Here is a 21,878-nt window from a genome sequence, read left to right as displayed (position 1 = left end):
ACCATTAAAACGGGGAACATTTCTTTAGCAGACTTGAGAATATAGCAGAGGTTTTCCATTGATTGTTCAAGTGCGACTCGAGTTTTTCCGTTTTCTAGGTAAGTGTCGTTGACGCCAAAGGAAAATACTATTCTGCCGTCGCCGTAGTGAGGCAAGCGACCAGAAATTTCGCTAAACCACCGAGTTTCTACATCGGCACTGGTTTCTCCCCGCACTCCTAAATTATAATGGGTAATATCCTGTCTTTGCCCGCCAGAAGCGGCCGCGCAGATTCGTCCTGTCCAACCAAGGTATGTTGGATCGCCCGTACCGTTTACGAAAGAGTCGCCGATAAAACAAATACGCATAATTATTTGGGATTTGAGATATTGAATTTATGTGTAGGGTGCGTACTAGCTCAAATTTGATCCATGAATATAGGTGTAGACTCTCAGAGAATACCAGGCAGTTTGGATGGATAATTGATAATTGGGAATGGGGAATTGACGAGTAAATTTAAGTTTTAAATGTTGAGTTTGGCGGGAAAACTCTTTAACTTAAAATTACCAATTTCCAACTCAAAAGTTTATTACCAATTACCGATTCCCGATTCCCGATTACCAATTCTCCATTAGTTTTTGCCGATAACGGACAATCCCTCTACAATTACAGATGGTGTTTGGCAAGAACCGTTCCATTCGGAGTCTCCTCCCAATTCTACTAATTGTTTGAGGACGCTGTAAACGTTGCCGGCTACCATTGTGTCTTTGATTCTGCCGACTATTTGACCTTTTTTAACTCGGTAGCCGAGATCGACGTTAATCGAAAAATCGCCAGAAATTCCGGCACTGCCGCCAAGCATTTGATCTACTACAATTCCGTCGTCTAATTGAGCGATTAAATCGATTAGCGAAAGCGAACCTGGTTTAATCAAAACATTGAACAAACTCGGCGTCGGATAGCTGCCCAAACCCGGGCGAAATCCGTTGCCGGTAGTGCCGCTACCCAAGGCTCGACCGGTGGTGCGATCGGTATAAAATAGCTGCAACACTCCGCTGTTGATAAAGACGATCGCCCGAGTGGGAGTGCCTTCGTCATCAAAAGGACAGCTATAGGGTCCGATATCCGGCTGCTGCGAGAGGGTGACAAGCGGCGAAGTCACTTGAGATCCCAAACGATCGCTCCAAGGCGAAGCGCCTTCGAGTACCTGTTTGCCGTTCAACGCCGCAGAGACAGTCCCCCACAGTAAATCGGCTGCTTTGGCTGTAAACAGCACCGGCACGCGGCCCGTGGGGGGGGCTACATTGTCTTTAGCCCATTCCAAACGTTGCAAAACTCGCCTGGCGCTGGTGTTTAAGTCAAGGGTGCCGCGTTCGGTTTCGCCTTCCCAAATGTTAAGGAAATCTTCTCCCCGTACTAATTCGGCTGACAAGTAACCGCTGAGGGTGGTGTCGGTGTGACTGGAATCCAAGCCTAGTGTGTTCAGCAAGCGAGTGCTTTCGATTTCGCAGTCGAGTTCGGCGGTGCAGAGGCTTTCGGGATAGCCTTCGCGGACGATCGCGATCGCCTCTTTTCCCCAGTTTACTAGCTGTTGGGCTGGCACCGACACTCCGCGATCGGGATAAACAACCTTCTCACCGGTGCCGAGTTCGATGGTTTCCGGTTCGTTGAGTTGCGAAAGCGCGATCGCCCTGTCCACCAAAATTTGCGGTTCCACCGGTCCGTAGGCCACCGCCAAACCTGGCCGCCCGTCCCGCCACAGCCGTAGGGCAATACCTTCTGCTTGGGCGGTTTCTAGCTGTTTGAGGCGGTTTGCTTCAAAAAAAACCGGCCGCGAGAGCGATTGCGATTCCAATACCTCAGCAGCTTCGGCCCCTGCTTTGGTGGCTAATTCTAGCAGTTGTTCTGCTGATTGGTGATTGGTCATTGTTGTCGGTGGTTGGTAATGGGCGATCGGTAATACCATTTTCGATTTTCGATTAAAGAATTGGCAATGACTTACTGGATATGGGTTGGGAGCACGAGCCTACATTTAGATTCTTTTGGGAAACTGGTATAATGGGGGATAACAAGATGCTACGCAGTTGTTATTATTTGCATCTTGTCCAAGGGCCCAGCCTCGATTTTAGATTTTAGATTTTAGATTTTAGATTTACTTCACAAATGAATCTGCGAGCTTGAGCTAAAATCTAAAATATTGATCTCTCCACGACAGGATTCTGGGGGTTATAGCCGTTTTCGGGCGGGGTCAGAAACCAGCTTTATGGCTGCAGGTCAAATCTCAAAGCCGAGATTTTTTATCAAACAAACTGGTTGGTTAAATCTAATTGAGAATGCTGCCAGATATCAGTTATTGCCAAACGAGCGACTAAATAGTTAGTTCGTGCAGCAGCCAAAATCCTGCGAAAGATTCCGATTCGGGATTTGACTGAATTGCTAAGAAATGTACTTTTTTTGCTTGCTTTTTCGCGGCTTCAAATGCTTTCGCTTCTCTCTCAGTTGCTGCGTCTCTGAGATTAGCTAAAATCCACCGATCGTTAGCTCCCGTATCTAATACCAGCCTAGCGGGCGGGCCGCTGTCAAATTTGAGAAAAGCCAACTCCAAACCCGACATCCAACCTGCCAGGGCGTTTGCTCTCGACGAGTAGATAATCAGTCCCGGAATTTGCGTTTCCGGGCCCAGGCGTGTCATCGGCAGCCCGAAAGCTTCGCCAAATCCGATATCCCACTCGGACATTTCGTCAAAAGCTGCGATCGGCAAACTCACAAACCTCCATTTTTCGCCGATTAAAGCATCCGGCAGCGCAACTGGCGTTTCGGGTATAAATTGAACGCTCGGGTTCACAACCAGTTGATAGCCCGGTTCGGCGGGATAAACCTCTTTCATCCGTTCTTCCAGCCACAGGCTGAGGGCGAGGGTACGGCGGCTGCAGGCAGCAGGAATGTCCAAGTCCTCGCAGGCTTTAGTAATCATGTTCGCCATTTGGCGGCGGAAAAAGCGGATTTTTTCAGGTCGTTTGGGTGCGGAGGCGATCGCCTCTTTAATTGCACCCGCCAGCCACAGGGAATTCACGGTAGAACTCGAGCAGAATTGCCAGTAGCGAAACAGAGATTCGGCCTTGTCGCCTACATTCAGCGGGCTTTCGCAGATCAACAATTCCCATTTTTTTTTCTCTCGCTCGTCTAGGATTGGACGGCTGTAAAAGTCGAGTTCCCAAATAATAGCCATGCCGCGCTGTTAAAAATTAATCCTTTCTCATATTACCGGACAGCGGGCAAGTTTTTGATTCTGACAATTTAAGACTGATTTTCAATGGCGGGCGATCGCATTAACCTAAATCTGGGTCTGTCAAACCCTTGCCGCTCAAAATTGTCAGTGCAATGCTTGGCACTCGTTGGTTAGTGTATGGTTGATAGAACTGCTTAATAAATATCGGCAGTAGTTAAGTTTAGTAAATTTCATCATGCACAATAATTAAAATATCCCGATAACTGTTGTCAAAAGAGTCGGTATCAAATATAGAGCCTTACATAAAGCTGCCCGTCATACAGCATCTTAGCCGGAGTAGTTCCTAAATTAATATTTTTTGCCTGCTGTGATAATTCTTGTGCCAGGGTGGCGATCGTCGATGACCTAAACAGGGAAAACCTATGATATCGGTTGAATCTCTGATTAATGCTCTCAAAAACTCAGATTTGGAATTGTGCCACAGTGCTGCTAGGTCTTTGGGTATTGAATCTCTGATTGACACCCTCAGACACCCAGACTCGGAAGTGCGCCAGAGTAGTGCCATTGTTTTGGGTGAGCTAGGCGACAAGCAAGCGGTTGAACCCCTGATCCAAGCTCTCAAAGACTCAGACAGAGAAGTGCGCCACACTGCTGCTGAGGCTTTAGGCAAACTGGGTGATAGACAAGCGGTTCAACCCCTGATCCAAGCTCTCAAAGAGAATACTTGGGTGTGCCAAACGGCTGACCCGATTTGGGGCGAGATGAATGATGAGCGGGGGCGGCCTTGGACAGTTGCGGAGGCTTTAGTTAAGCTTGGTGAACTGGCATTATCACCGTTACTCAACGCACTCGCCGATGAGAATAAATGGGTGCGATTTCAGGCCGCAGCGACGTTGGGCAAGTTAGGCGACGCACGAGCCACCCTGCCACTGATCGAAGCACTCAAGGACTCTGATTTTGATGTTCGTAGGAGTGCTGCCCGAGCTTTGGGCGAGCTTGGGGATAAGGCGGTTGAACCGCTAATCCAAGTGCTTAAAGATGAGGACGAATGGGTGCGTGCCGGAGATGGGTACGACTGGGTGCGTGCCGGAGCCACCTTTGCTCTGGGTCAATTAGGTGATGTGCGAGCCATTGAACCCCTAATTGAAGTGCTTAAAGACTCTGATGAGAGTATCCGCTCAAAAGCAGTTGGAGCATTGAGCAATTTTAGCCACCCGCGTGTGGTTGAACTGTTTATTCAGATGCTTGAGGGCAGGCGTTGGAGCGCAGAAATGCTGCCGAATATAGCCCGATTTTTGGGCAAAATGGGCGATAAGCGAGCTATCGATCTACTAATAAAATCACTTAACTATTCAAGTCAATTGAGGTGTGGCTTTGCGCTCGGTTACGAGTCAAGGGAAAATGGCGGCTACGTGCCACTGTTTGCGGGGCTGAAGGTTGAGGAGCCCCGTCTGGCTGTAGTCGAGGCTTTGAACCAGTTAACGGGCAGCAGTGCCGTTGAATTACTGTTCAATATCCTCAGACAGCCAAATCATCCTCTACGCCAGGATGCTGCTAAAGCACTGGGCAACTTGGGCGAACTGTCGCAATTGCGATTGATTGATGCGCTTCAGGATGAAGATAGTTTTGTGCGACAAAGTGCGGCTGAGGCTTTGGGCAAGATTGGGGATGAACAGGCAGTTCCTGCGCTCATTGAAGCGCTCGGTGACGGAGATGACAAAGTGCGTTTGAGTGCGATCGAGTCTTTGCGCTGGATTGACAACAAAAAAGCGGTTGAACCTCTAATGCATCAGCTTAGAGATTCTAATTGGCAAGTGCGCGAAGCTGCCATCAGAGCCTTAAGTCGGCTGCGGGACGATCGGGCTATGAAACCGCTCACCGATATGCTCAAAGATGAAAATAGCCAGGTACGCGAGCAAGCTATCTCTGCTTTGGGCAAGTTTGAGGGCAACCAAGATGTTGAAGTGATAATCGAGTTGCTTAAAGATAGTGATTGCAAAGTGCGTCAGGAAACTGCCTATATTTTAGGTCGGGTGGGGGACGTGCGGGCAGTTGAACCGCTGATATCGGCGCTGCTAAATGACTCTGACTTGTTTGTGCGTAAGTTGGCTGCTCTATCTTTAGAGCGGATTGGTGACAAGCGGGCAATTGAACCACTGCTCGAGATTTTTAAACAAGAGAACGAAGATAGCAAGCTGCGTTCTACGGTTGCCTGGGTTTTAGGTAAGATTGGCGATCGGCGGATAGTTGAACCGTTTATCGATGCTATTGGCAATTCAAAGAGCAACACCGACTCTGCTGTTACTGCAATACTTCGGACTGTTTTTAATTTTTTTAGACGACCGAATAAGGGTTTGAGGCAAGTCAGGACTTACGAAACATCAACTATTCCAGCCTTTTTTCCCCGCGGAAGTGTCCGAATTATTGTTACAGAGGCTTTGGGTGAGTTAGGCGATCCCCGTGCCGTTGAACCGCTGATCCAATTGCTTGAGGAGGGGCTTTTTGACGAGCGTCAGCAGGCGGCTAGGGCTTTGGCAAAAATTGGGGACGTGCGAGCCGTAGAGCCCCTGATCCAAGCTCTGAAACAGCCTTGGCCGACTACCCGTTTAGAGGCGGCCAAAGCTTTAGAAAAGTTTGCTGATGTACGGGCGGTGGAACCGCTGATTGAAACGCTTAAAGATGAGGATGAAGGGGTGCGAAGAGCGGCGGCTGAAGCTTTGGCAAAGCTTGGCGATCGCCGATCGCTTTTACCGTTTCTCGATGCCCTTTCTGATAGTAGTTTCTCGGTACGTTTCTACGCGATGGAGGCTTTAGGTAATCTGGGCGATCTCAGTGCAGTCGAGCCGCTCATTCCGCTGCTTAAAGATAAAGGTTCGGGAATAAGGCAAAGTGCTGCTAAGGCTTTGGGCAATCTTGGGGATGCACGGGCCGTAGAGCCGCTAATCGAAACTTTCCAGGATAATTATTACGGAGTGTGCGATGCTGTCCTTGAGTCTTTGGTGAAGCTGGGCGAGCCTGCCTTACTGTCCCTGTTTGAGGCCCTCAAGGATCCGAATAAAAACGTGCGGCGGAATGCTGTTGAAGCTTTGAAGAAGTTTGGGGATGCACGGGCGATCGCACCGCTCACTTCTGTACTCAGGGATAACGATCCAAACATAGGTAATGCGGCTCGCGACGCGATCGAGAGCATCCGCAACCGGAATCTTCTTTAAGCTCAACACCGTTGTTGGGGTTAAAGTTGCCCGATCTTGTGCTTGAGCAAAACCGTTGTCGGGATTGCGATCGGGCACGATTTTGCCGATCGCCCCAACTGGAACAAGCTCTTCAGGAATAATTTTAGTTGGAGCCAGATGCAAGCTGTTATTGATACCCACAGCTTAAACAATTATCAATAAATTCGAGATGACACTGCAAAATTGCTAAACTAGAAAACAGACAGTAAATCCTATGTATGAGTTTTATTTGAGGGACACAACGAATAGCAGTTATTCCTGCTCGCCCCTTGGGCTGCGGATTTTATTAATAAATAATTCAGGCGTCAGGACTCAGAATTCATACTGACTTCTGAATGAGAAGAAAAAAATCAGTAGTAATTATAATTCCTGAATTACTCTTCCTTAATATGACTCCTGAATTATGACTTTTAAATTGTTGTTCAATTGCGCTTTGTTTTAAACGGCTTTTACCGAATTGGGGCTACAATCCAAATAAACAGTATAGCTTGATTCCATGAGAAAAATCATTTTCGAAAAGATTGTTTCAACCTTACAACCTTTAGATTTTGTTCTCGGTTTGTGGCAAGGAGGTTCAGCCTCCCACGGATACACCGACGAGTGGTCAGACCTCGATATTGCCGTTGTGGTTGAAGATAACTGCGTACAACAAACCTTTGATATTGTTGAAAAAGCCCTCGCCGAAATTGGCGAAATCGAACTCAAATATCGAGTTCCAGAACCCGCTTGGCACGGTCAGTCGCAGTGCTTCTGGCGGCTCAAAGAAACCCCGCCGTTTTTGCTAATTGATTTCGCCGTTTTCCGGCGCAGCAGCAGCAACGATTTTCTAGAAATAGAGAGACACGGGAAAGTGCCAATAGCCTTTGATAAAGCTAATTTAATTGTACCGCGTCATTTGGATAAAAACAAGCATTTTTCCAAAATGCTAGCTAGATTCAACGAAATTAAAATCCGTTTTGATTTGCTGCAACCTCTGGTAAAAAAAGAGATTTATCGGGGAAATTTAGTAGATGCGATCGGCAACTATCACGATTGGACTCTTCTACCCTTAGTCGAACTGTTGGGAATGATTTACCGTCCCCACAGATACGACTTTGAACTCAAATATTTCAGCCGAGACTTCCCGCCCGCAATAGTCGAGCGCGTCGCACCGCTTTTCTGCATTGCCAACCTTGAAGATTTGGCTGCAAAACAGCAAATAGCTGAGGCTTTTTTTGCAGAAACTTTACCGCTTGCAGAAGCTAATTTTTACTCTGAGAAGTCCCTAAAGGTACCGCAATAGCCTCAATGTTTCGTACCGAAAGCGATTAATATAGTAGCAGGAACCTTAAAGATTAACCTCCCGTGACTAAACTCAGCGTTAACATCAACAGAATCGCCCTCCTCAGAAACTCTCGAAACATCGGTATCCCCAGCGTTACGGAAGCCGCAAAAACAGTAATCGCCGCCGGAGCCCACGGCGTTACAGTCCATCCCCGCCCCGACGAAAGGCACATCAAAGCGGCTGATGTTTACGAATTAGCCAAAATGCTAACCGTCGAGTTCAACATCGAAGGAAATCCGTTTCAGCCGCCATTTATGGATATAGTTTGCGACGTAAAACCGGCTCAGTGTACCTTGGTGCCGGACGCTCCCGACGTGCTAACATCGGATAGCGGTTGGAATATTCCCAAAAACCGCGATCGGCTCTTACCAATCATTCAAAAATTAAAAGACAACGGCATCAGAGTCAGTCTGTTTATGGACGCAGATGCAGCTCTCATGCCGCTAGCAAAAGAAGTTGGAGCAGACAGAGTAGAACTGTACACGGAACCCTACGCAACTGCTTTTCGCGAAGGGAAAGTTGAATTTATTTTTCAACAATATATGCTGGCAGCTAAAGCGGCTCAATCAGCAGGTTTGGGAGTCAATGCCGGACACGATCTAAATTTGCAAAACTTAGCTAAATTTTGCTCGATTCCTGATATACTAGAAGTATCTATCGGTCATGCTTTAATTGCGGAAGCGCTAGAAATGGGCTTGTTCAACACAGTACAAGCTTACCTGAAAATTCTGTCTGGTTCGTAGTACAAATCAACCTCGTGTGGTCGGGGGGGTTTGGCACTGGTAAACTCGTTAGTATCAGAGAGACTAACTCGCATCCGCCCCGACAGACCCTACAAGATCAAAACTTACGCAAAAAGTGGTTTGACACGCTACGAATATGGTACGGTGCGGTGTGTATCGCCCTACATAAGCTGTTGCGGGATTTAAATTGTATGTCCAAAAACAATAAAACAATGAGTGGGGTGTCCCGCCCGCGGAGAATATGCAATTTAAATGCGCGACAGCTTATGTAGGGCGATCGTCCAAACCTAAGTAACAGTAGGGGCCGTCACCCCTTGCTGGTGCTAGCCGTTTTCTAGTAGCAACACTCCTCCCAGAGCCAAGACACCGCGTTTTTTGGGCCTAGGCATTTTTTTAGCAATATCCTCGGAGAAAGCTTGAATTTTCCTCGAGCAAATTAGTAATATTCTCGGATGATATTCTGCCTAAGGAGTATCATTGAAATGTCCCGACAAACGGAGGCTACTACGAGATCTCCCGCACTGCCAATTGGCTACCAGCAGCCTTTGTGCAAGTACGGGATATTTAGGTATATTCTCCATACTGCTATAGCCGATCGCCAGATGAGATCCGGTGAAAACAGGCAAACACAAGTAACCATATACAACTCATTACCAATCGGAAGTGCGACATGAAAAAATTAATTTTACTGACTGGAATGCTACTCATGATGACGGTAAAATCAGTATTTGCCAGCCCTGTAGCCCCAAAAATTGAACCGAGCGAGCGGATGGCGGCCTCGGAAATTACAGAAACCTTTAACAAACCTGCTACCTCTGGATCGGTTCCCAACCTCGAACCGATCAAGCGAATGTCAAGCTCGGAAATTCGAGAAACCATCAACCAACCCACCACCTATATTTTTGAAGGCGTCAAAGGGCGGGAACTCACTCTCTCCCTGTGGGCGGGACAACTGACAGCCGAACTGTACAGTCCCAATGGTGAAAATATGGGGGTTATTGAAAAAACAGACAATCAGTGGATCGGCCAGTTGCCAGAGTCCGGAATCTACCGCGTGCGAGTTACCCCGAAAGGTGAAACCAGCAGCTTCGTGCTCGGACGCGACTTTAACGCCAAGTGGACTTATAGGCCCGATCGCCCAATTCCTATAGCCTTCAGAGAAAAAGAAGCCACAATCAAACTCAAAATGTCCGGCTACCAAATCCAGCCCCTCACGGTTCCAGGCAAACAGGGACAGACAATCATGGTAACTGCTAGCAACAAAAATCTAGATCTGGCGATCCAATCTCCGTCGGGAGAACTCCTGGATCAAGGCGCAGGTCAAACTTTTGCTCAACTCCCCGAGTCGGGAATCTACCGGGTGATCGTAGTTGCCAACAAACCGATCAAGCCCTCCATCACAGTTTCAGTGCGATAGGTAAGGTACTCCACACACTCCCCTTCGGGTGAGTGTGGGCTTCTCAACGACTCCTCTATGAGGACATTAATTGAGCTTTGAGGGCGTGCGTCCCACGCGCCTTTATGTTTATAGCCGCATTCAAATCCCTGCACAAACTTGTAGGACATACCGGGCAATTGTGCATTCTTTGCGATAGCAGCTTTTTACAGCACTTCCGGGTGTTATGAGGTACAATAAGAATAGATTAAAAAAATACACCAATGAAAGCATATTCAGTAGATTTGCGAACAAAAATAGTAGCAGCCCATATCGAGCAAAAGTTGTCGATTAGAAAAACAGCAGCGATATTTTTCGTCAGTAAAAGCTTAGTTCAAAAACTGGTCAAGCAACAAAAAATAGAGGGGAATTTACAGCCGAAACCCAGGGGGAAACCTCGATACAGTCATTTGAATAATTCCACAGCTTTTTTGAGAGAAATAGTGGCAGCCCATCCCGATGCCACCTTACTAGAATTGTGTGAGTTATTTGCCCAGAAGACTGGAAATTGGGTGGGTAGAACAGCCATGTGTAACGCCTTACAAAAGTTGGGATTAAATCGTAAAAAAAAACAGTGAGAAGTAGCCAAGCCGGAACAGAAAGAGTCATGAAGTTAAGGTTAGAGTATTGGGAAAAAGTCAAGCTGATCGACCAAAAGAATCTAGTCTTTTTAGATGAGACTGGAGTATTGCTAGGCAAAACCCGAACTCATGCACGTTCGAAGGAACGAGAGCCTATGCGGTTAAACCTTTTTATCGCGCTGCAAAAGTCACAGTAATTGGTGCAATTAGTATCAAGCGAGTAGTGGCACTCATGACAATGGATAACTCAATGGATGGCAAAGCATTTGAGGTATTTATTGAGCAATGTTTAGTGCCACAATTGTGGTCGGGAGCCGTAGACGTGAATTGATAATTTACCCGCGCATAAAGTAGATTCAATTAGATCGATGATTGAATCTGTAGGTGCTTCTATTTTATGTTTGTCCCCATACTCTCCTGAGTTTAATCCGATTGAATTATGGTGGTCGCAACTTAAATCTTTATTGATCCAGTTTTCACCAACCACCACTAAAATGGTTGATACGATAATTGCTGTAGCTCTTGACTTAATTAATCCGAAACATCTCAAAAACTGGTTTACTAATTGCTGCTACTGTACCTCATAACATCCGGAAGTGCTGTAACTTTGTGACCGCCGTTAGAACATTCTTGGCTTGTGCCGTTCGGATTTACAGTTATTACTTTCAAGCCAGCATTTTCGGCTTTGTTTGAAAGTACGATCGTAAACTGTCCCCACCCAGCATCATTAATACTTTTACCCAGTTGAGTTTTAACGAGTCCTTTGATATTTAACTTTTCCACAGCTATGACATCGTACTTATCGAGCAGCGTTCTAGCTGTCTTAAAGTGGAAGTCTTTACGAGTATCCGCAACTTTTTTTTACTGGATAAGCTGTTGCGGGATTTAAATTGTATGTCAAAAAACAATAAAACAATGAGTGCGGTGTCCCGCCGGCGGAGAATATGCAATTTAAATGCGCGACAGCTTAGCTAGTTTTTTAATAGCTTTCTTGCGACGGTTAGAACCTTTTTTATCCTAGAAACACCACGTTTGATTTTAATTTGCGTTCAGCTTGACGTAGATGTTTTGGCGCGTTAATTCTCGAACCATCCGAAGCAACATAGAAATCGACTAAGCCTACATCAATACCAACAATATTGTCAGAGTTAAAATCAGGTTTGATTGTGGGAACCGTTTGCTCATCAAGACTTAGGGTTACATAATAACCATCTGCTTTTTTGGTGACAGATACGGTCTTGATATCAAACCCTAGAGGTATTGGACTGTGAACAATTACCTTAACATCCCCAATTTTTGACAGTGTGATTTTGTTGTTAGCAAAATGATGTCTCTTGAATTGAGGGTACGTAAATGTTTTGTATGGCCCCACGCCTTTAAATCTCGGTCTACCAGATTTCTTGCCATTACTATCACCTTTTAACCATCGTTCAAAAGTTATCTCGACTTTCTTAGGGACTTCCTGCAATACTTGAGAGTGAATCTCTTTATACCAAGGTCTATCTACTTTAAGTTGGGTGAGAAATGCCTTTTGACTGTAATAGTTAGGCGGCTCTTTTAACTCTGGTATCTGGCAAATTAAGGGACATCTACCTAGAGGATAACGATTTTGCCCATGCCAATCAAACCTTTGAGCGAGTAGATAATTATATTAATAACGCAGCATTTCGAGCGTTCGAAAGATTTTTTCTACTTTCTATGAAAGTTGGTTTAATTTTGTACTGGTATGAAGTTCTAATTGCTATCCTTTATTTTTGACCTACAAATAGTATAGCCTTTCGAGCGTAACATGAGGTACTATCTGGCCCACGGGCTCACGGGCTCACGGGCTCACGGGCATACCTCACCACGAGATCGAACCGCTATATAACATCAATGCAAAGACGTTATGTAGGCATTGATGAAAAACAAAGCATTAAATTTGAGGATATCCGAGGGTAGCTTAAACAAACTACGCTTATACTCGTCTCAAAACGATAGAACCATGACTCATGTAATCGAAGATTTTATAGATTCGCTATGAGTGTTAAAAATAGCGATTCCTCATCGACCCACCGTCCTGTTAATCCTACGGATTGAATCGGTTGTGGGTCAATTCGTCCTCTCCTAAAAATTCATCTTATCGCCTCCGCAACGGGCGAGGCGAGAGGCTTCTTTTTGTTTCAGCTAAAGATGGCAAAAATACTGTCGCGCGATCGAATTGGCGCCACCCAATTATAACAGCTCGGCCGATCGGCGAGCTGTTTTTTTGCTTAAAATCAACCTTGGATCAGTGCTTCAAAACGTTCTTGTTTCCAAATGCAGCTTAAATCCGGATCGGCTAAAGCTAGTTCTCGGTATAAAGTAGGGATCAACTCCACAGCCCGCTGCAAATTGTCAAGGGCCAAATCAGCAAATCCCAGTAGCGCATAACAGCAAGCTTTATTGTAAAAAGCATTAGCAAAATCAGGATTTATTTCTAAGACTATTTCGTAGCAAGCAATCGCCTCGGAGTAGCCGCCTTTTCGCGCCAATTCCACACCCCGGTTGTACCAAATCAAATAATCTTCCAAGGGACACTCAGATGTGGGAGTGAACTTGGCATTTCTGTCATTTAAACCTACTAATTTGCCCAAAGCAACTCTCCGTTCGCCCACAGCTTCGGCTCTGCCCGGTTTCAGAGCGAGCGATCGACTAAAACTAGCCACTGCTTGTTTGTAAAGTCCCATTGATTGGGCAGCTATACCGCGATTGTACCAAGCCTTTGAGTCGTCTGGGTTAAACTCGATCGCCCTGTCAAAACTGTTGAGCGCCAGATAGTAAAGCTTGAGTTCCAACAGAGCATTACCTCGGTTGTACCACGCCCAAGCAGCCTCCGGGTGCAAATTTAAAGAGCGATCGAAACTCTGAACCGCCTTATCGTAAAGTCCCATATCGATCAGCGTCAGTCCCCGGTTGTGCCAAATACTCGCCGCACACGGGTTGAACTCCAAAGCCCTGTCAAAACTGTTGAGAGCCTCCAAGCGCTGACCCAACTTTCCTAAAGCAATAGCCCGGTTGTGCCAGCCAAAGCTCGCATTCGGCTGCACCGCCAAGGCCTGATCAAAACTCTTCAACGCCTCTAAGTGCCGTTCTAAGTTCCCCAAAGCCATGCCTCGCCCGAACCAAGCCTTATAATGATCGGGTTGTAAATTCACAGCTTTGTTAAAGTTCGCCAGAGCTGCATGGTCGTCGTTAGCTTCGAGGTGGCGCGAACCCAGGTGGTAATACCAAGCCGCTTCCAAGTTCTGAATTAAGTTCATAATATTTTGTATCTATCTTAGGGATGATTCTACCTGAAATTATAGTCCGAGTAAAACTGTAATTCCACTAAAACTCTGAAAAATTTGATACAGGGCGATCGCCCGTACAAACTGCCATTAACAAACTCAACAATTGTCTGGCGAAACAAACTATTTTACGCTGAAAAAATAGTTTTAGCTAACCGCACTCATCGCTATTAGGAGCTGGTAGGAATCTCTTCTGGCCGTGAATCACGCAACTATTACCGCATCCCGAATGAAGTTTGCAGTTACACAAAGAGTGCTAGGGCGCCCAAAGTCCAACTGCAAATCTCATAGTGTTCGCGCTCCAACTTCTGCTTGCCCAATTCAAGCAACCACAACCGCTGTTTTAGCATTCTCACTCAACAGCAGGCTGCCTCCAGCATCAATACTAAAATCTTTTCCCAGCACAAAACCCTTGCCCATCAACCGCTGGCAAACAATCAGCGAAGTAATCCGGCGAATTTCCTCCATCACGTCAGCAGGAATCAAATAACTCAAACTCCAGAGCACGGACTCGCTGTCACACCAAATCAAACGCTCCATACTGACAATCATCAAAGCAGCTACACTGTCAACAGACAGCCGCCCTCTGAGATCGGCAATCAAATCTTTACCAATTAAGCTATTGCGGCTCATCATCGCTATAGCCATTTTCCCAATTTCTTGTTCGAGTTCTAAATGATTCATGCTTGGCACTGGCTTTTATATTTTTAAAGCACTACTGAGAGTAAAAATAGTAGCCGCTACCAGCCTCTGCCCTAGCGTAGCTGACGCAAGCTCTACCGCAACTCCTTTTAACAAAGTATACCTAAAGAATGATCAAAAATGTATCTAAAGGAAGATACCAAAATATTTTTTTTTACAGCATTCGAGCTGCAAAGCCCTAGAATAGTTACTGGCAGCAGCGAAGGAGCACATTTTTGCCCGCCGAGGCCCTGGGTCTACTCTCGCTTGACTGTTTTGAACCCAATCCAGCGGGTCAAATATGCGAGCTTCTTTAAGCTGACTACCGGGGTGTAACGACCAGCACGTCGTTTTCGCGATCGGCGGTGCTATCTTTTTTCTATGAAACTCGACAGCCTAGTTTGGTTAGCGCTCGGACGGGGTTACTGGTGGCTTGTTTGTTTTCGGCATTGGTCAATATGCAGGGGAGTCGGTTATGGGGCGCACGGAGAGCCTGACCCCGGTCGATCGAATTCACCCGCGGTGTATATCTTTGCAGGCGCTCTTGCCACCGTCTTTTCCCGATTAACAGCAGAAGCAGGGCAAGCAAAGCAGGCAATGTGGCTAGACCCTCGCCTTTTATTTCGGGGCTTGACAATTTCGTTTATCGGTCTGAACGCGATCGTCATCTCCTATGTGGCGATCGTAGGTGGATAGACTATTAATGAACTTTCTGCAACCATCCTTAGGTGGTAAAATCAGGGGTTGCTTAGCAAAGGAGTTGATGAGTGAGGGGATATATTTCTAAACTGCATCATCCTGCCGTTAGAGGAGTTGTCAAGGGACTACCCTTAATTGGTTGCTTGCTGCTGGCGGTTTTTAGCTGCTGGCTGTCTCAAACTTTACCAGTTCAGGCGGAGGCTGTGACATCTCCAAAAACTTGTCAAATTGGAGTTTACTTGACATCCTTGCGAGATTTTGATCCAGCAGAGAACTCGTTTTCTGCAAACTTCTGGGTCTGGAGCGTTTGTCCTTTTGAGACTCCAAAACCTTTGAAAAGCCTGAAGGTTGTCAATAGCAAGAAAGTTAGCAAAAATTACACCACTTTTTCCCGAAGCGAAAATCTGTCAGATACATTTAAGGCAAGTAAAAACCTATTCTGGTCTCAAGAGGAGATTAGCGCAACTTTATATCACAACTGGGACACAAAAAATTATCCATTCGATCGCCATGTATTGCAAATTCCCCTTGAGGAAACACAGTTAGATGCTTCCAGCTTCGCTCACGCCCCAGATTTTGCCAACACAGGTTATCCGAAAGACCTAGATTTGGAAGGTTGGGAAATTAGAGATTTTAGAATTTCTCAAGAGAATTTTCCTTATAGAACAAGCTTTGGTAGTCCGGCAATAAAAAGAGAACTAAATTCCCGATCGCGCTTAATTATTTCAATTACAATCAACCGCGAGAGTAAAGTTAGCTTTTTTAAACTTGTGATGGGAGTTTATGCTGCTGTTGCACTCTCAATAATGGCATTGTTGCTAGATGAAGATATAATGGGCATCCTTGTCGGTAATTTGTTTGCAGTTATAGTAAATCTGCAAGCAGCGACCTCAGATTTGGGTAGTAGCAATTCTGTCACCATGATTGATTTCATCCACATCATCGCCATCATTTACATTTTCATAACAGCAATTGTGCTGGTCTACACTCGATTTTTAAGTGAATCAGAGCAGTCGCATTTGTCACGGTATTTAAGGCGCCGCATTGCTGTTCCGATCCTGGCTGGCTCCTTCGTTGTTATTAATATTGTTGTCATTTCTCATGCGGCGATCGTGGGTTAGATTAAAACGCCAGTGCACAAAAGATTACGAAATAATTTAATTCTTGCTCATTTGGCGCTCATATGCTAACGTTAAACAACCAGGGCAAACGCATCTAATTTCTAAATTCCCATATATAGCGTCTGAGTAGAGACAAAAGCGCTACAGGTGGAAAAATCGTTCTCAATAAACAACAATAAAGGCGAGTCCGCAGTGCTAAAACCCCTCGTTATTGACAATATGCGTTTACCCTGCTTAAACAACAAGTTTGTTGTCTAAAAATATTCATTCATCCCTAATAAAAACTGATCGTTACCAGTGCTAATTCTACTTTTCTACGCTGGGAATGACCTCTATGCGATCGACAGTTCGTACATTGTTGAGGTAATTCCACGAGTCAATCTCAGAAAGGTACAGCAGGTACCAGAATACGTGGCCGGTTTGTTTAACTACCGGGGAGTAGTCTTGCCAGTGATCGATTTGTGTCATTTGATCCAAGGAACCCCCTGTAAATCGCACCTCAGTACCCGCATCATGATCGTCAAATATCCCCGCCCGAACGAATCGGTACAATACTTAGGACTGATGGCACAGCGAGTGACCGAGACACTCAGTATATCAAACAAAGATATTAGGGATTCCAGCATTCGGGTTGAGGAAGCACCCTACTTAAGCGGCACGATTGTCGATGAAAAACGGATAATTCAATGTGTCCAGCTTGAGCGACTTTTCAGCGATGAGCGACATACTTACTTGCTGATGGGTGAAGAAAATTAATCAAAAAAAGTGCTGAAAAAAAAGTGCTGAAAAATCAGAAAGATTAAACCCTTAATCGAATCCGCTCCCATTCGTTCATTCTACCAGTATTAATTTCTCACGCCGCAACCTATATGTTGAACAATATTACTACCCGCATCATACTGGGCTTCTCAGTGCCACTCCTGTTCATGATGGTACTCGGCTCCATACTGTGGTCGGGGATTGACCAATTAGTCAAATTGCAGACGAACTCAAAGCAAGTCGCTGAGAACATCAGTTCTACAGATGCGTATACTTATGATGTCGCTAGGATTGTCGCCAGTATCCGAGGATATGCTCTTTATCCTAAGGATCAGTATTATCGTGGGACTTATACTAATGCGCGAGAAAGTATGCTTCTGAACAAGGAGGAATTGGCAAAGGTTGGCGATTCAGAGGCGAAAGAAGCAGTCAAGGCCCTCGTTGAGATTGGCGATGAATACGATCGCCTTGCAGCAACTGTTTATCCCCTAGTCGATGCCGATAAGCTAAATGAGGCGAAACAACAAATTTCAATTACCCGTCTTCCCAGACTTAATGAAGCCAACATTCGGTTACATAAAATTCTGGGAGCCCGACTGAGTGAGAATTTACAGGAAGCCGAGAAAGCCAAGCAGTTTGAGACTATGGTGATCCTGTGGGGAACGCTGCTGACGATGGCGGCAACGGTAGCGAGCGCCTTATGGGTGGCGGCCCTGGCTGTGCCAATCCGACGAGAGCTTCCAAGGGTAGTGGAAGCCGCAGAGAAGATTGCTGATGGAAATTTACAGGAAACAATTGAGCTAAACAACGATGGTAGCGAAGTTGGCAAGTTGATGACAGCATTTCACTATATGTCTAAAAAGCTCAATTCGCTGATTCTCCAGATGCAAAAGTCTGGAGTGCTGATCAGCACTTCCGCAACAGAGATTGCAGCAGCCGGTAAAGAGTTAGAAGCCACTGTTGCAGAACAGCTTGCCTCAACTAATGAAGTGAGTGCAACCTCGCAGCAGATTGCCGCCACTTCTAGAGAGCTCGTCAAGGTGATGGAGCAGGTGGCGCTGATGGCACAGTCTACAGCAATTGCTGCTGGTGCGAGTCAAAATGACTTAAACCGGATGGAAACGGTAATGCGCCAACTTTCAAATGCCACTACTTCCATGACCACTAAACTTGGGGTGATGAATGAAAAGGCAAACAACATTAACAGTGTGGTGACAACCATTAACAAGGTTGCCGATCAGACCAACCTGCTGTCCTTAAATGCCGCCATCGAGGCAGAAAAAGCTGGAGAATACGGTGCGGGGTTTGCGGTTGTCGCCCGCGAGATCCGCCGATTGGCTGACCAAACTGCTGTCGCCACTCTGGAAATTGCCCAGATGATTAAGGAGATGCAGTCGGCAGTTTCTACAGGCGTAATGGAAATGGATAAGTTTAATAAATCTGTTGTTGATAGCGTTGCCGATGTCAGCAAGATTAGCGATCAAATTGCTCAAGTAATTCAGCAGGTGCAAGGATTGACCCCACGCTTTGAGCAGGTAAGCCAGAGCATTGAGGAGCAATCGATGGGAGCACAACAGATTAGTGAAGCAATGGGGCATCTGAGTCAAGCATCTCAGCAGACGGTGGACTCTTTACGGGAGACGAACAGTGCTGTAGTGCAGCTTGATGAGGCAGCAAATGGATTACGATTAGAAATTTCTCGATTCAAAACCGCTTAGGCTTACAGATGGTACTATCTGCGATCGCGACATTACTGAGCAAAACTATAGGCTTAGACCCCGATACAATTGGCTTCAACCGGATTGCCAGAGCAGCGGAGAATCGTCGAGTCGGCTGTAAATTGCCTGACCTCAAGAGCTATTGGGCACGGTTACAAACCTCCGCTTCAGAATTAGACGAGCTGATCGAATTACTCATCGTACCAGAGACCTGGTTTTTCCGGGATGGCAAACCCTTTGATTACCTAAAAACCTACGTCACCTCGGAATGGCTGCGGTTGCCAAACCGCAAGACTCTCCAACTGCTGAGTGTTCCATCCTCTACGGGCGAAGAACCTTACTCAATGGCGATCGCCCTACTAGAAGCGGGTATGCATCCGAAACAGTTCGCGATCGATGCGATTGACATTAGTCATAGATCCCTGGCAAAGGCAAAGCGCGGAGTGTACACCAAAAACTCCTTTCGCGGCGATGCTTGGACAGGGCGAGAGCGCTACTTTCAGCAAACGGCGGAGGGTTACGAACTATGCCAGCCCGTTAGGGGACTCGTCAATTTTCAGCAGGGGAATGTAATGACCTCCCTGACGCTGATTCAAAAGAAATACGACATCATCTTCTGCCGCAACTTGTTGATATACCTGCAATCAGAAACGTGCTCAGAGGTATTATCCGCGATCGATCGCCTACTCATACCAGGAGGGTTACTGTTTGTTGGAGCGTCTGACACTGGAAAAATTGTCGCAGACCAGTATGTCTCTGTCCGTGTGCCTTTCACATTTGCTTATCGAAAATCGAAACCATCGCTTCCACAACTGCCACCCATCAATATTACTCAACTCAGACAGATGCCCTCTCAACTAATAACTCCTCAAACCATTGAATCGCAATCTTTAGCAGTGAAAAATTCCTCGGCGCCAGACACTGAGCAAATCAAAGAATCCGGTCCATCTGCGAGTTCAAAGGATTTAAGCCCTGAACCCACATCGTCTCTTGATTTACAAACAGTGAAAAAGTTAGCGGATGACGGGCGATCGGCAGAAGCAATCGCGCTTTGTAACTCCTATCTTGTTCATCATCCAACGAGTGCGGCTGCCTACACTCTCTTGGGAGAACTGTATCAGGCCCACCAGCAGAATGGCCAAGCAGAGCGATGTTTTCAACGTGCTATATACTTGGAGCCAACCTCTTATGAAGCGTTAGTTCACCTCGCCTTATTGAAGGAAAATCAAGGCGATACAGTAGGGGCAAAAATCATTCAGCAGCGAATTCAGCGCTTGCAGCACCGTCTCAAAACAGAAGCTTAGAAGGGGAAACCTGATATGTTCAAAAATCTATCCATGCAGGCCCGCCTAATTTTCGCGTTCATGTTCATGGGGATTTTGGTGCTGATTGTAGCACTAGTAGGTCTCAGCGGCAGCTCTCGCTTGAGTAAGCACATCGACTCCCTAGCCAGCAATAGTGTGCCCACCATCTCCGGCTTGTGGAAAATTAACGAAGGAAAAACCCAGATCGAATCATCAGAACGCGGCTTGCTGAATATCAATCTCAACAAAGAGGCGCGGCAGGCAGAGATCGATCGCATGGATAACGCCTGGAAGCAAATTCAGGAAGGGTTTGAGCAGTACGAAGCGACTCCTCAGTCGGACGCTGAAAAGGAGGCATATAAAGACTTTTTGAATACGTGGGATGCGTGGAAGATATCTCATGAGGAATTTTTGAGGCGTAATCTCCAGTTTGAGAGACTGGGAGTTTTCAATCTATTTGAAAATTCAGGGGGGAATGCTGTTTTGGCGATCGCTGCCTACAAAGAGCTGGAGAAGCAAGTTCAGGTAAACCGTCAACCCTTCACAGACGCCAGCAATACACTTTTTAAGGTGTTGAAAATTAATCAGGATTTGACAGCGGAAACAGTACGTGTATCGGCGAAAGATGTTTCTCAAGTCGGCTTTTGGGCCTTTGTGGCAATCCTGATCGGTCCGGGAACTGCGCTGTTATTTGGAATTTTCTTTAGCAACACGATCGCCAAACCTCTAGGAGCCAAAATTGCAGGGGTAGTTGACATTGCCCAAAAGATTTCTGCAGGAGACTTAACCAGCCAAATTTCACTCGCTGACCAGGAAGATGAAGTTGGCCAACTGCAGAATGCCTTTTACACCATGAATAAAGACCTGAATGCGCTAGTCAATCGCATTCAAAAGTCAGGTAATCAAATCACCAGTTCTGCCGACCAAATTACGGCATCTGGAAGAAACCTGGAAGCAACGGTTACAGAACAGGTTGCTTCAACGAATGAAGTCAGTGCAACGGCCCATGAAATTGCCGCGACATCAAGAGAATTGGTGAAAACAATGGAGCAGGTGGCGGCAATGGCTGAACAGACAACAGTGGCAGCCGGCAACAGTAAAGACAATCTGAATCACATCGATTCTGTGATGCGCCAGTTGCTAGAAGCTACTGGGGTAATTTCCTCCAAGCTGGAAATCATGGACAAACGAGCCAACAATATCAGCAGAGTGGTGACAGCCATAACGGTTGTGGCAGATCAAACTAACTTGCTTTCTCTCAATGCAGCACTGGAAGCCGAGAGAGCCGGAGAATACGGCGCGGGCTTTTCTGTTGTGGCGCGGGAAATTCGACGCTTAGCCGATCGGACTGCTGTTGCCACTCTAGAAATTGAGCAGATGATTAAGGAGATGCAATCGGCAGTTTCTACCGGCGTGACAGAGATGGATAAGTTTACGAAGTCTGTAGTTCACAGCGTCGAAGAAGTAGGCAGAATTAGCGAACAAGTTGCCCAAGTAATTCAGCAGGTGCAGGGATTGACCCCACGCTTTGAGCAGGTGAGTCAGACCGTCGATGAACAATCTCAGGGAGCGCAACAAATTAGCGAAGCGATGGAGCATCTGAGCCAAGCATCTCAGCAGACAGCAGGCTCGTTGCGAGAAACCAATCACGCTTTAGAAGAACTTGACGAAGCTACTCATAGCTTAAAGAGAGAGATTGCGCGATTCAAAGTGATGGCATAGAAATTGAAAATTGAGAAATTCAACAAGGGAAAATTATTTGAA

19 protein-coding genes and 2 pseudogenes are annotated in these 21,878 nt (G+C 46.2%); 13 read left to right on the top strand and 8 right to left on the bottom strand.

What is annotated here, in order from left to right:
* The 3 genes from QUB56_RS17630 to QUB56_RS17620 form a co-directional block, all read right to left on the bottom strand.
* A partial coding sequence (locus QUB56_RS17630) for a GDSL-type esterase/lipase family protein (RefSeq protein ID WP_332956857.1) occupies positions 1 to 347 on the bottom strand: 347 nt, incomplete at its 3' end.
* 263 nt (positions 348 to 610) lie between these two features.
* Complete coding sequence (locus QUB56_RS17625; RefSeq protein WP_332956864.1) at positions 611 to 1,906, bottom strand: TldD/PmbA family protein; 1,296 nt, start codon at positions 1,904 to 1,906, stop codon at positions 611 to 613.
* A 441-nt stretch (positions 1,907 to 2,347) separates the two neighbouring features.
* Entirely contained in the window at positions 2,348 to 3,208 is an 861-nt protein-coding gene (locus QUB56_RS17620; protein ID WP_332956855.1) for a Tab2/Atab2 family RNA-binding protein, read from the bottom strand.
* A 422-nt stretch (positions 3,209 to 3,630) separates the two neighbouring features.
* On the opposite strand from QUB56_RS17620, the gene QUB56_RS17615 reads away from it, so the two are divergent.
* From QUB56_RS17615 to QUB56_RS17595, 5 genes are all read left to right on the top strand, one after another.
* Entirely contained in the window at positions 3,631 to 6,420 is a 2,790-nt protein-coding gene (locus QUB56_RS17615; protein WP_332956854.1) for a HEAT repeat domain-containing protein, read from the top strand.
* A gap of 42 nt (positions 6,421 to 6,462) precedes the next feature.
* Complete coding sequence (locus tag QUB56_RS17610) at positions 6,463 to 6,603, top strand: hypothetical protein (protein WP_332956853.1); 141 nt, start codon at positions 6,463 to 6,465, stop codon at positions 6,601 to 6,603.
* A gap of 334 nt (positions 6,604 to 6,937) precedes the next feature.
* Positions 6,938 to 7,723 (top strand): nucleotidyltransferase domain-containing protein, encoded by a 786-nt coding sequence (locus QUB56_RS17605; protein ID WP_332956851.1) that lies wholly within the window; start codon positions 6,938 to 6,940, stop codon positions 7,721 to 7,723.
* A 62-nt stretch (positions 7,724 to 7,785) separates the two neighbouring features.
* Positions 7,786 to 8,508, top strand: a complete 723-nt coding sequence (locus QUB56_RS17600) for a pyridoxine 5'-phosphate synthase (RefSeq protein WP_332956850.1) — start codon at positions 7,786 to 7,788, stop codon at positions 8,506 to 8,508.
* 670 nt (positions 8,509 to 9,178) lie between these two features.
* Positions 9,179 to 9,925 carry a hypothetical protein gene (locus QUB56_RS17595; protein ID WP_332956849.1) on the top strand — a complete coding sequence of 249 codons (747 nt, stop codon included), beginning with the start codon at positions 9,179 to 9,181 and terminating at the stop codon, positions 9,923 to 9,925.
* A gap of 55 nt (positions 9,926 to 9,980) precedes the next feature.
* On the opposite strand, the gene QUB56_RS37290 is transcribed toward QUB56_RS17595, so the two are convergent.
* Entirely contained in the window at positions 9,981 to 10,142 is a 162-nt protein-coding gene (locus tag QUB56_RS37290) for a zinc ribbon domain-containing protein (protein WP_445243368.1), read from the bottom strand.
* Between the two features lie 25 nt (positions 10,143 to 10,167).
* Here QUB56_RS37290 and QUB56_RS17590 point away from each other — a divergent pair, with 25 nt between their 5' ends.
* Positions 10,168 to 10,521: an IS630 transposase-related protein gene (locus QUB56_RS17590; RefSeq protein WP_332956848.1), complete on the top strand. Its 354-nt coding sequence runs from the start codon at positions 10,168 to 10,170 to the stop codon at positions 10,519 to 10,521.
* A 329-nt stretch (positions 10,522 to 10,850) separates the two neighbouring features.
* A complete protein-coding gene (locus QUB56_RS37285; RefSeq protein ID WP_445243367.1) occupies positions 10,851 to 11,111 on the top strand; it encodes a transposase in 261 nt (86 codons plus the stop codon).
* Here QUB56_RS37285 and QUB56_RS17585 read toward each other — a convergent pair.
* The 4 genes and pseudogenes from QUB56_RS17585 to QUB56_RS17570 form a co-directional block, all read right to left on the bottom strand.
* Positions 11,086 to 11,361: pseudogene (locus QUB56_RS17585) on the bottom strand (zinc ribbon domain-containing protein); the annotation flags it as partial. The gene QUB56_RS37285 and the pseudogene QUB56_RS17585 sit on opposite strands and share 26 nt — an antisense overlap.
* A gap of 175 nt (positions 11,362 to 11,536) precedes the next feature.
* Positions 11,537 to 12,163 (bottom strand): annotated as a pseudogene (locus QUB56_RS17580) (RNA-guided endonuclease InsQ/TnpB family protein); the annotation flags it as partial.
* 619 nt (positions 12,164 to 12,782) lie between these two features.
* Positions 12,783 to 13,805 (bottom strand): tetratricopeptide repeat protein, encoded by a 1,023-nt coding sequence (locus tag QUB56_RS17575; RefSeq protein WP_332956846.1) that lies wholly within the window; start codon positions 13,803 to 13,805, stop codon positions 12,783 to 12,785.
* A 348-nt stretch (positions 13,806 to 14,153) separates the two neighbouring features.
* A complete protein-coding gene (locus QUB56_RS17570; RefSeq protein ID WP_332956862.1) occupies positions 14,154 to 14,516 on the bottom strand; it encodes a hypothetical protein in 363 nt (120 codons plus the stop codon).
* Positions 14,517 to 14,894: 378 nt separating this feature from the next.
* Here QUB56_RS17570 and QUB56_RS17565 point away from each other — a divergent pair, with 378 nt between their 5' ends.
* The 6 genes from QUB56_RS17565 to QUB56_RS17540 all read left to right on the top strand — a co-directional run bounded on the left by QUB56_RS17565 (position 14,895) and on the right by QUB56_RS17540 (position 21,836).
* Positions 14,895 to 15,209 carry a hypothetical protein gene (locus QUB56_RS17565; protein WP_332956845.1) on the top strand — a complete coding sequence of 105 codons (315 nt, stop codon included), beginning with the start codon at positions 14,895 to 14,897 and terminating at the stop codon, positions 15,207 to 15,209.
* 71 nt (positions 15,210 to 15,280) lie between these two features.
* Positions 15,281 to 16,333, top strand: a complete 1,053-nt coding sequence (locus QUB56_RS17560) for a hypothetical protein (protein ID WP_332956844.1) — start codon at positions 15,281 to 15,283, stop codon at positions 16,331 to 16,333.
* 297 nt (positions 16,334 to 16,630) lie between these two features.
* Positions 16,631 to 17,089, top strand: coding sequence for a chemotaxis protein CheW (locus QUB56_RS17555; protein WP_332956843.1), 459 nt, complete (start codon positions 16,631 to 16,633; stop codon positions 17,087 to 17,089).
* Positions 17,090 to 17,202: 113 nt separating this feature from the next.
* On the top strand, positions 17,203 to 18,810 hold the full coding sequence (locus QUB56_RS17550) for a methyl-accepting chemotaxis protein (protein WP_332956842.1): 1,608 nt from the start codon (positions 17,203 to 17,205) through the stop codon (positions 18,808 to 18,810).
* Between the two features lie 8 nt (positions 18,811 to 18,818).
* Positions 18,819 to 20,114: a CheR family methyltransferase gene (locus QUB56_RS17545; protein ID WP_332956841.1), complete on the top strand. Its 1,296-nt coding sequence runs from the start codon at positions 18,819 to 18,821 to the stop codon at positions 20,112 to 20,114.
* Between the two features lie 15 nt (positions 20,115 to 20,129).
* A complete protein-coding gene (locus QUB56_RS17540; protein ID WP_332956837.1) occupies positions 20,130 to 21,836 on the top strand; it encodes a methyl-accepting chemotaxis protein in 1,707 nt (568 codons plus the stop codon).
* Positions 21,837 to 21,878: the final 42 nt, after the last annotated feature.

Origin of the sequence: Microcoleus sp. AR_TQ3_B6 (genome assembly GCF_036702785.1) — a bacterium.
Classification (GTDB): Bacteria; Cyanobacteriota; Cyanobacteriia; order Cyanobacteriales; family Microcoleaceae; genus Microcoleus.
The sequence above is the reverse complement of the archived record's forward strand: the minus strand, read 5'-3'. Positions and strand labels throughout refer to the sequence as shown.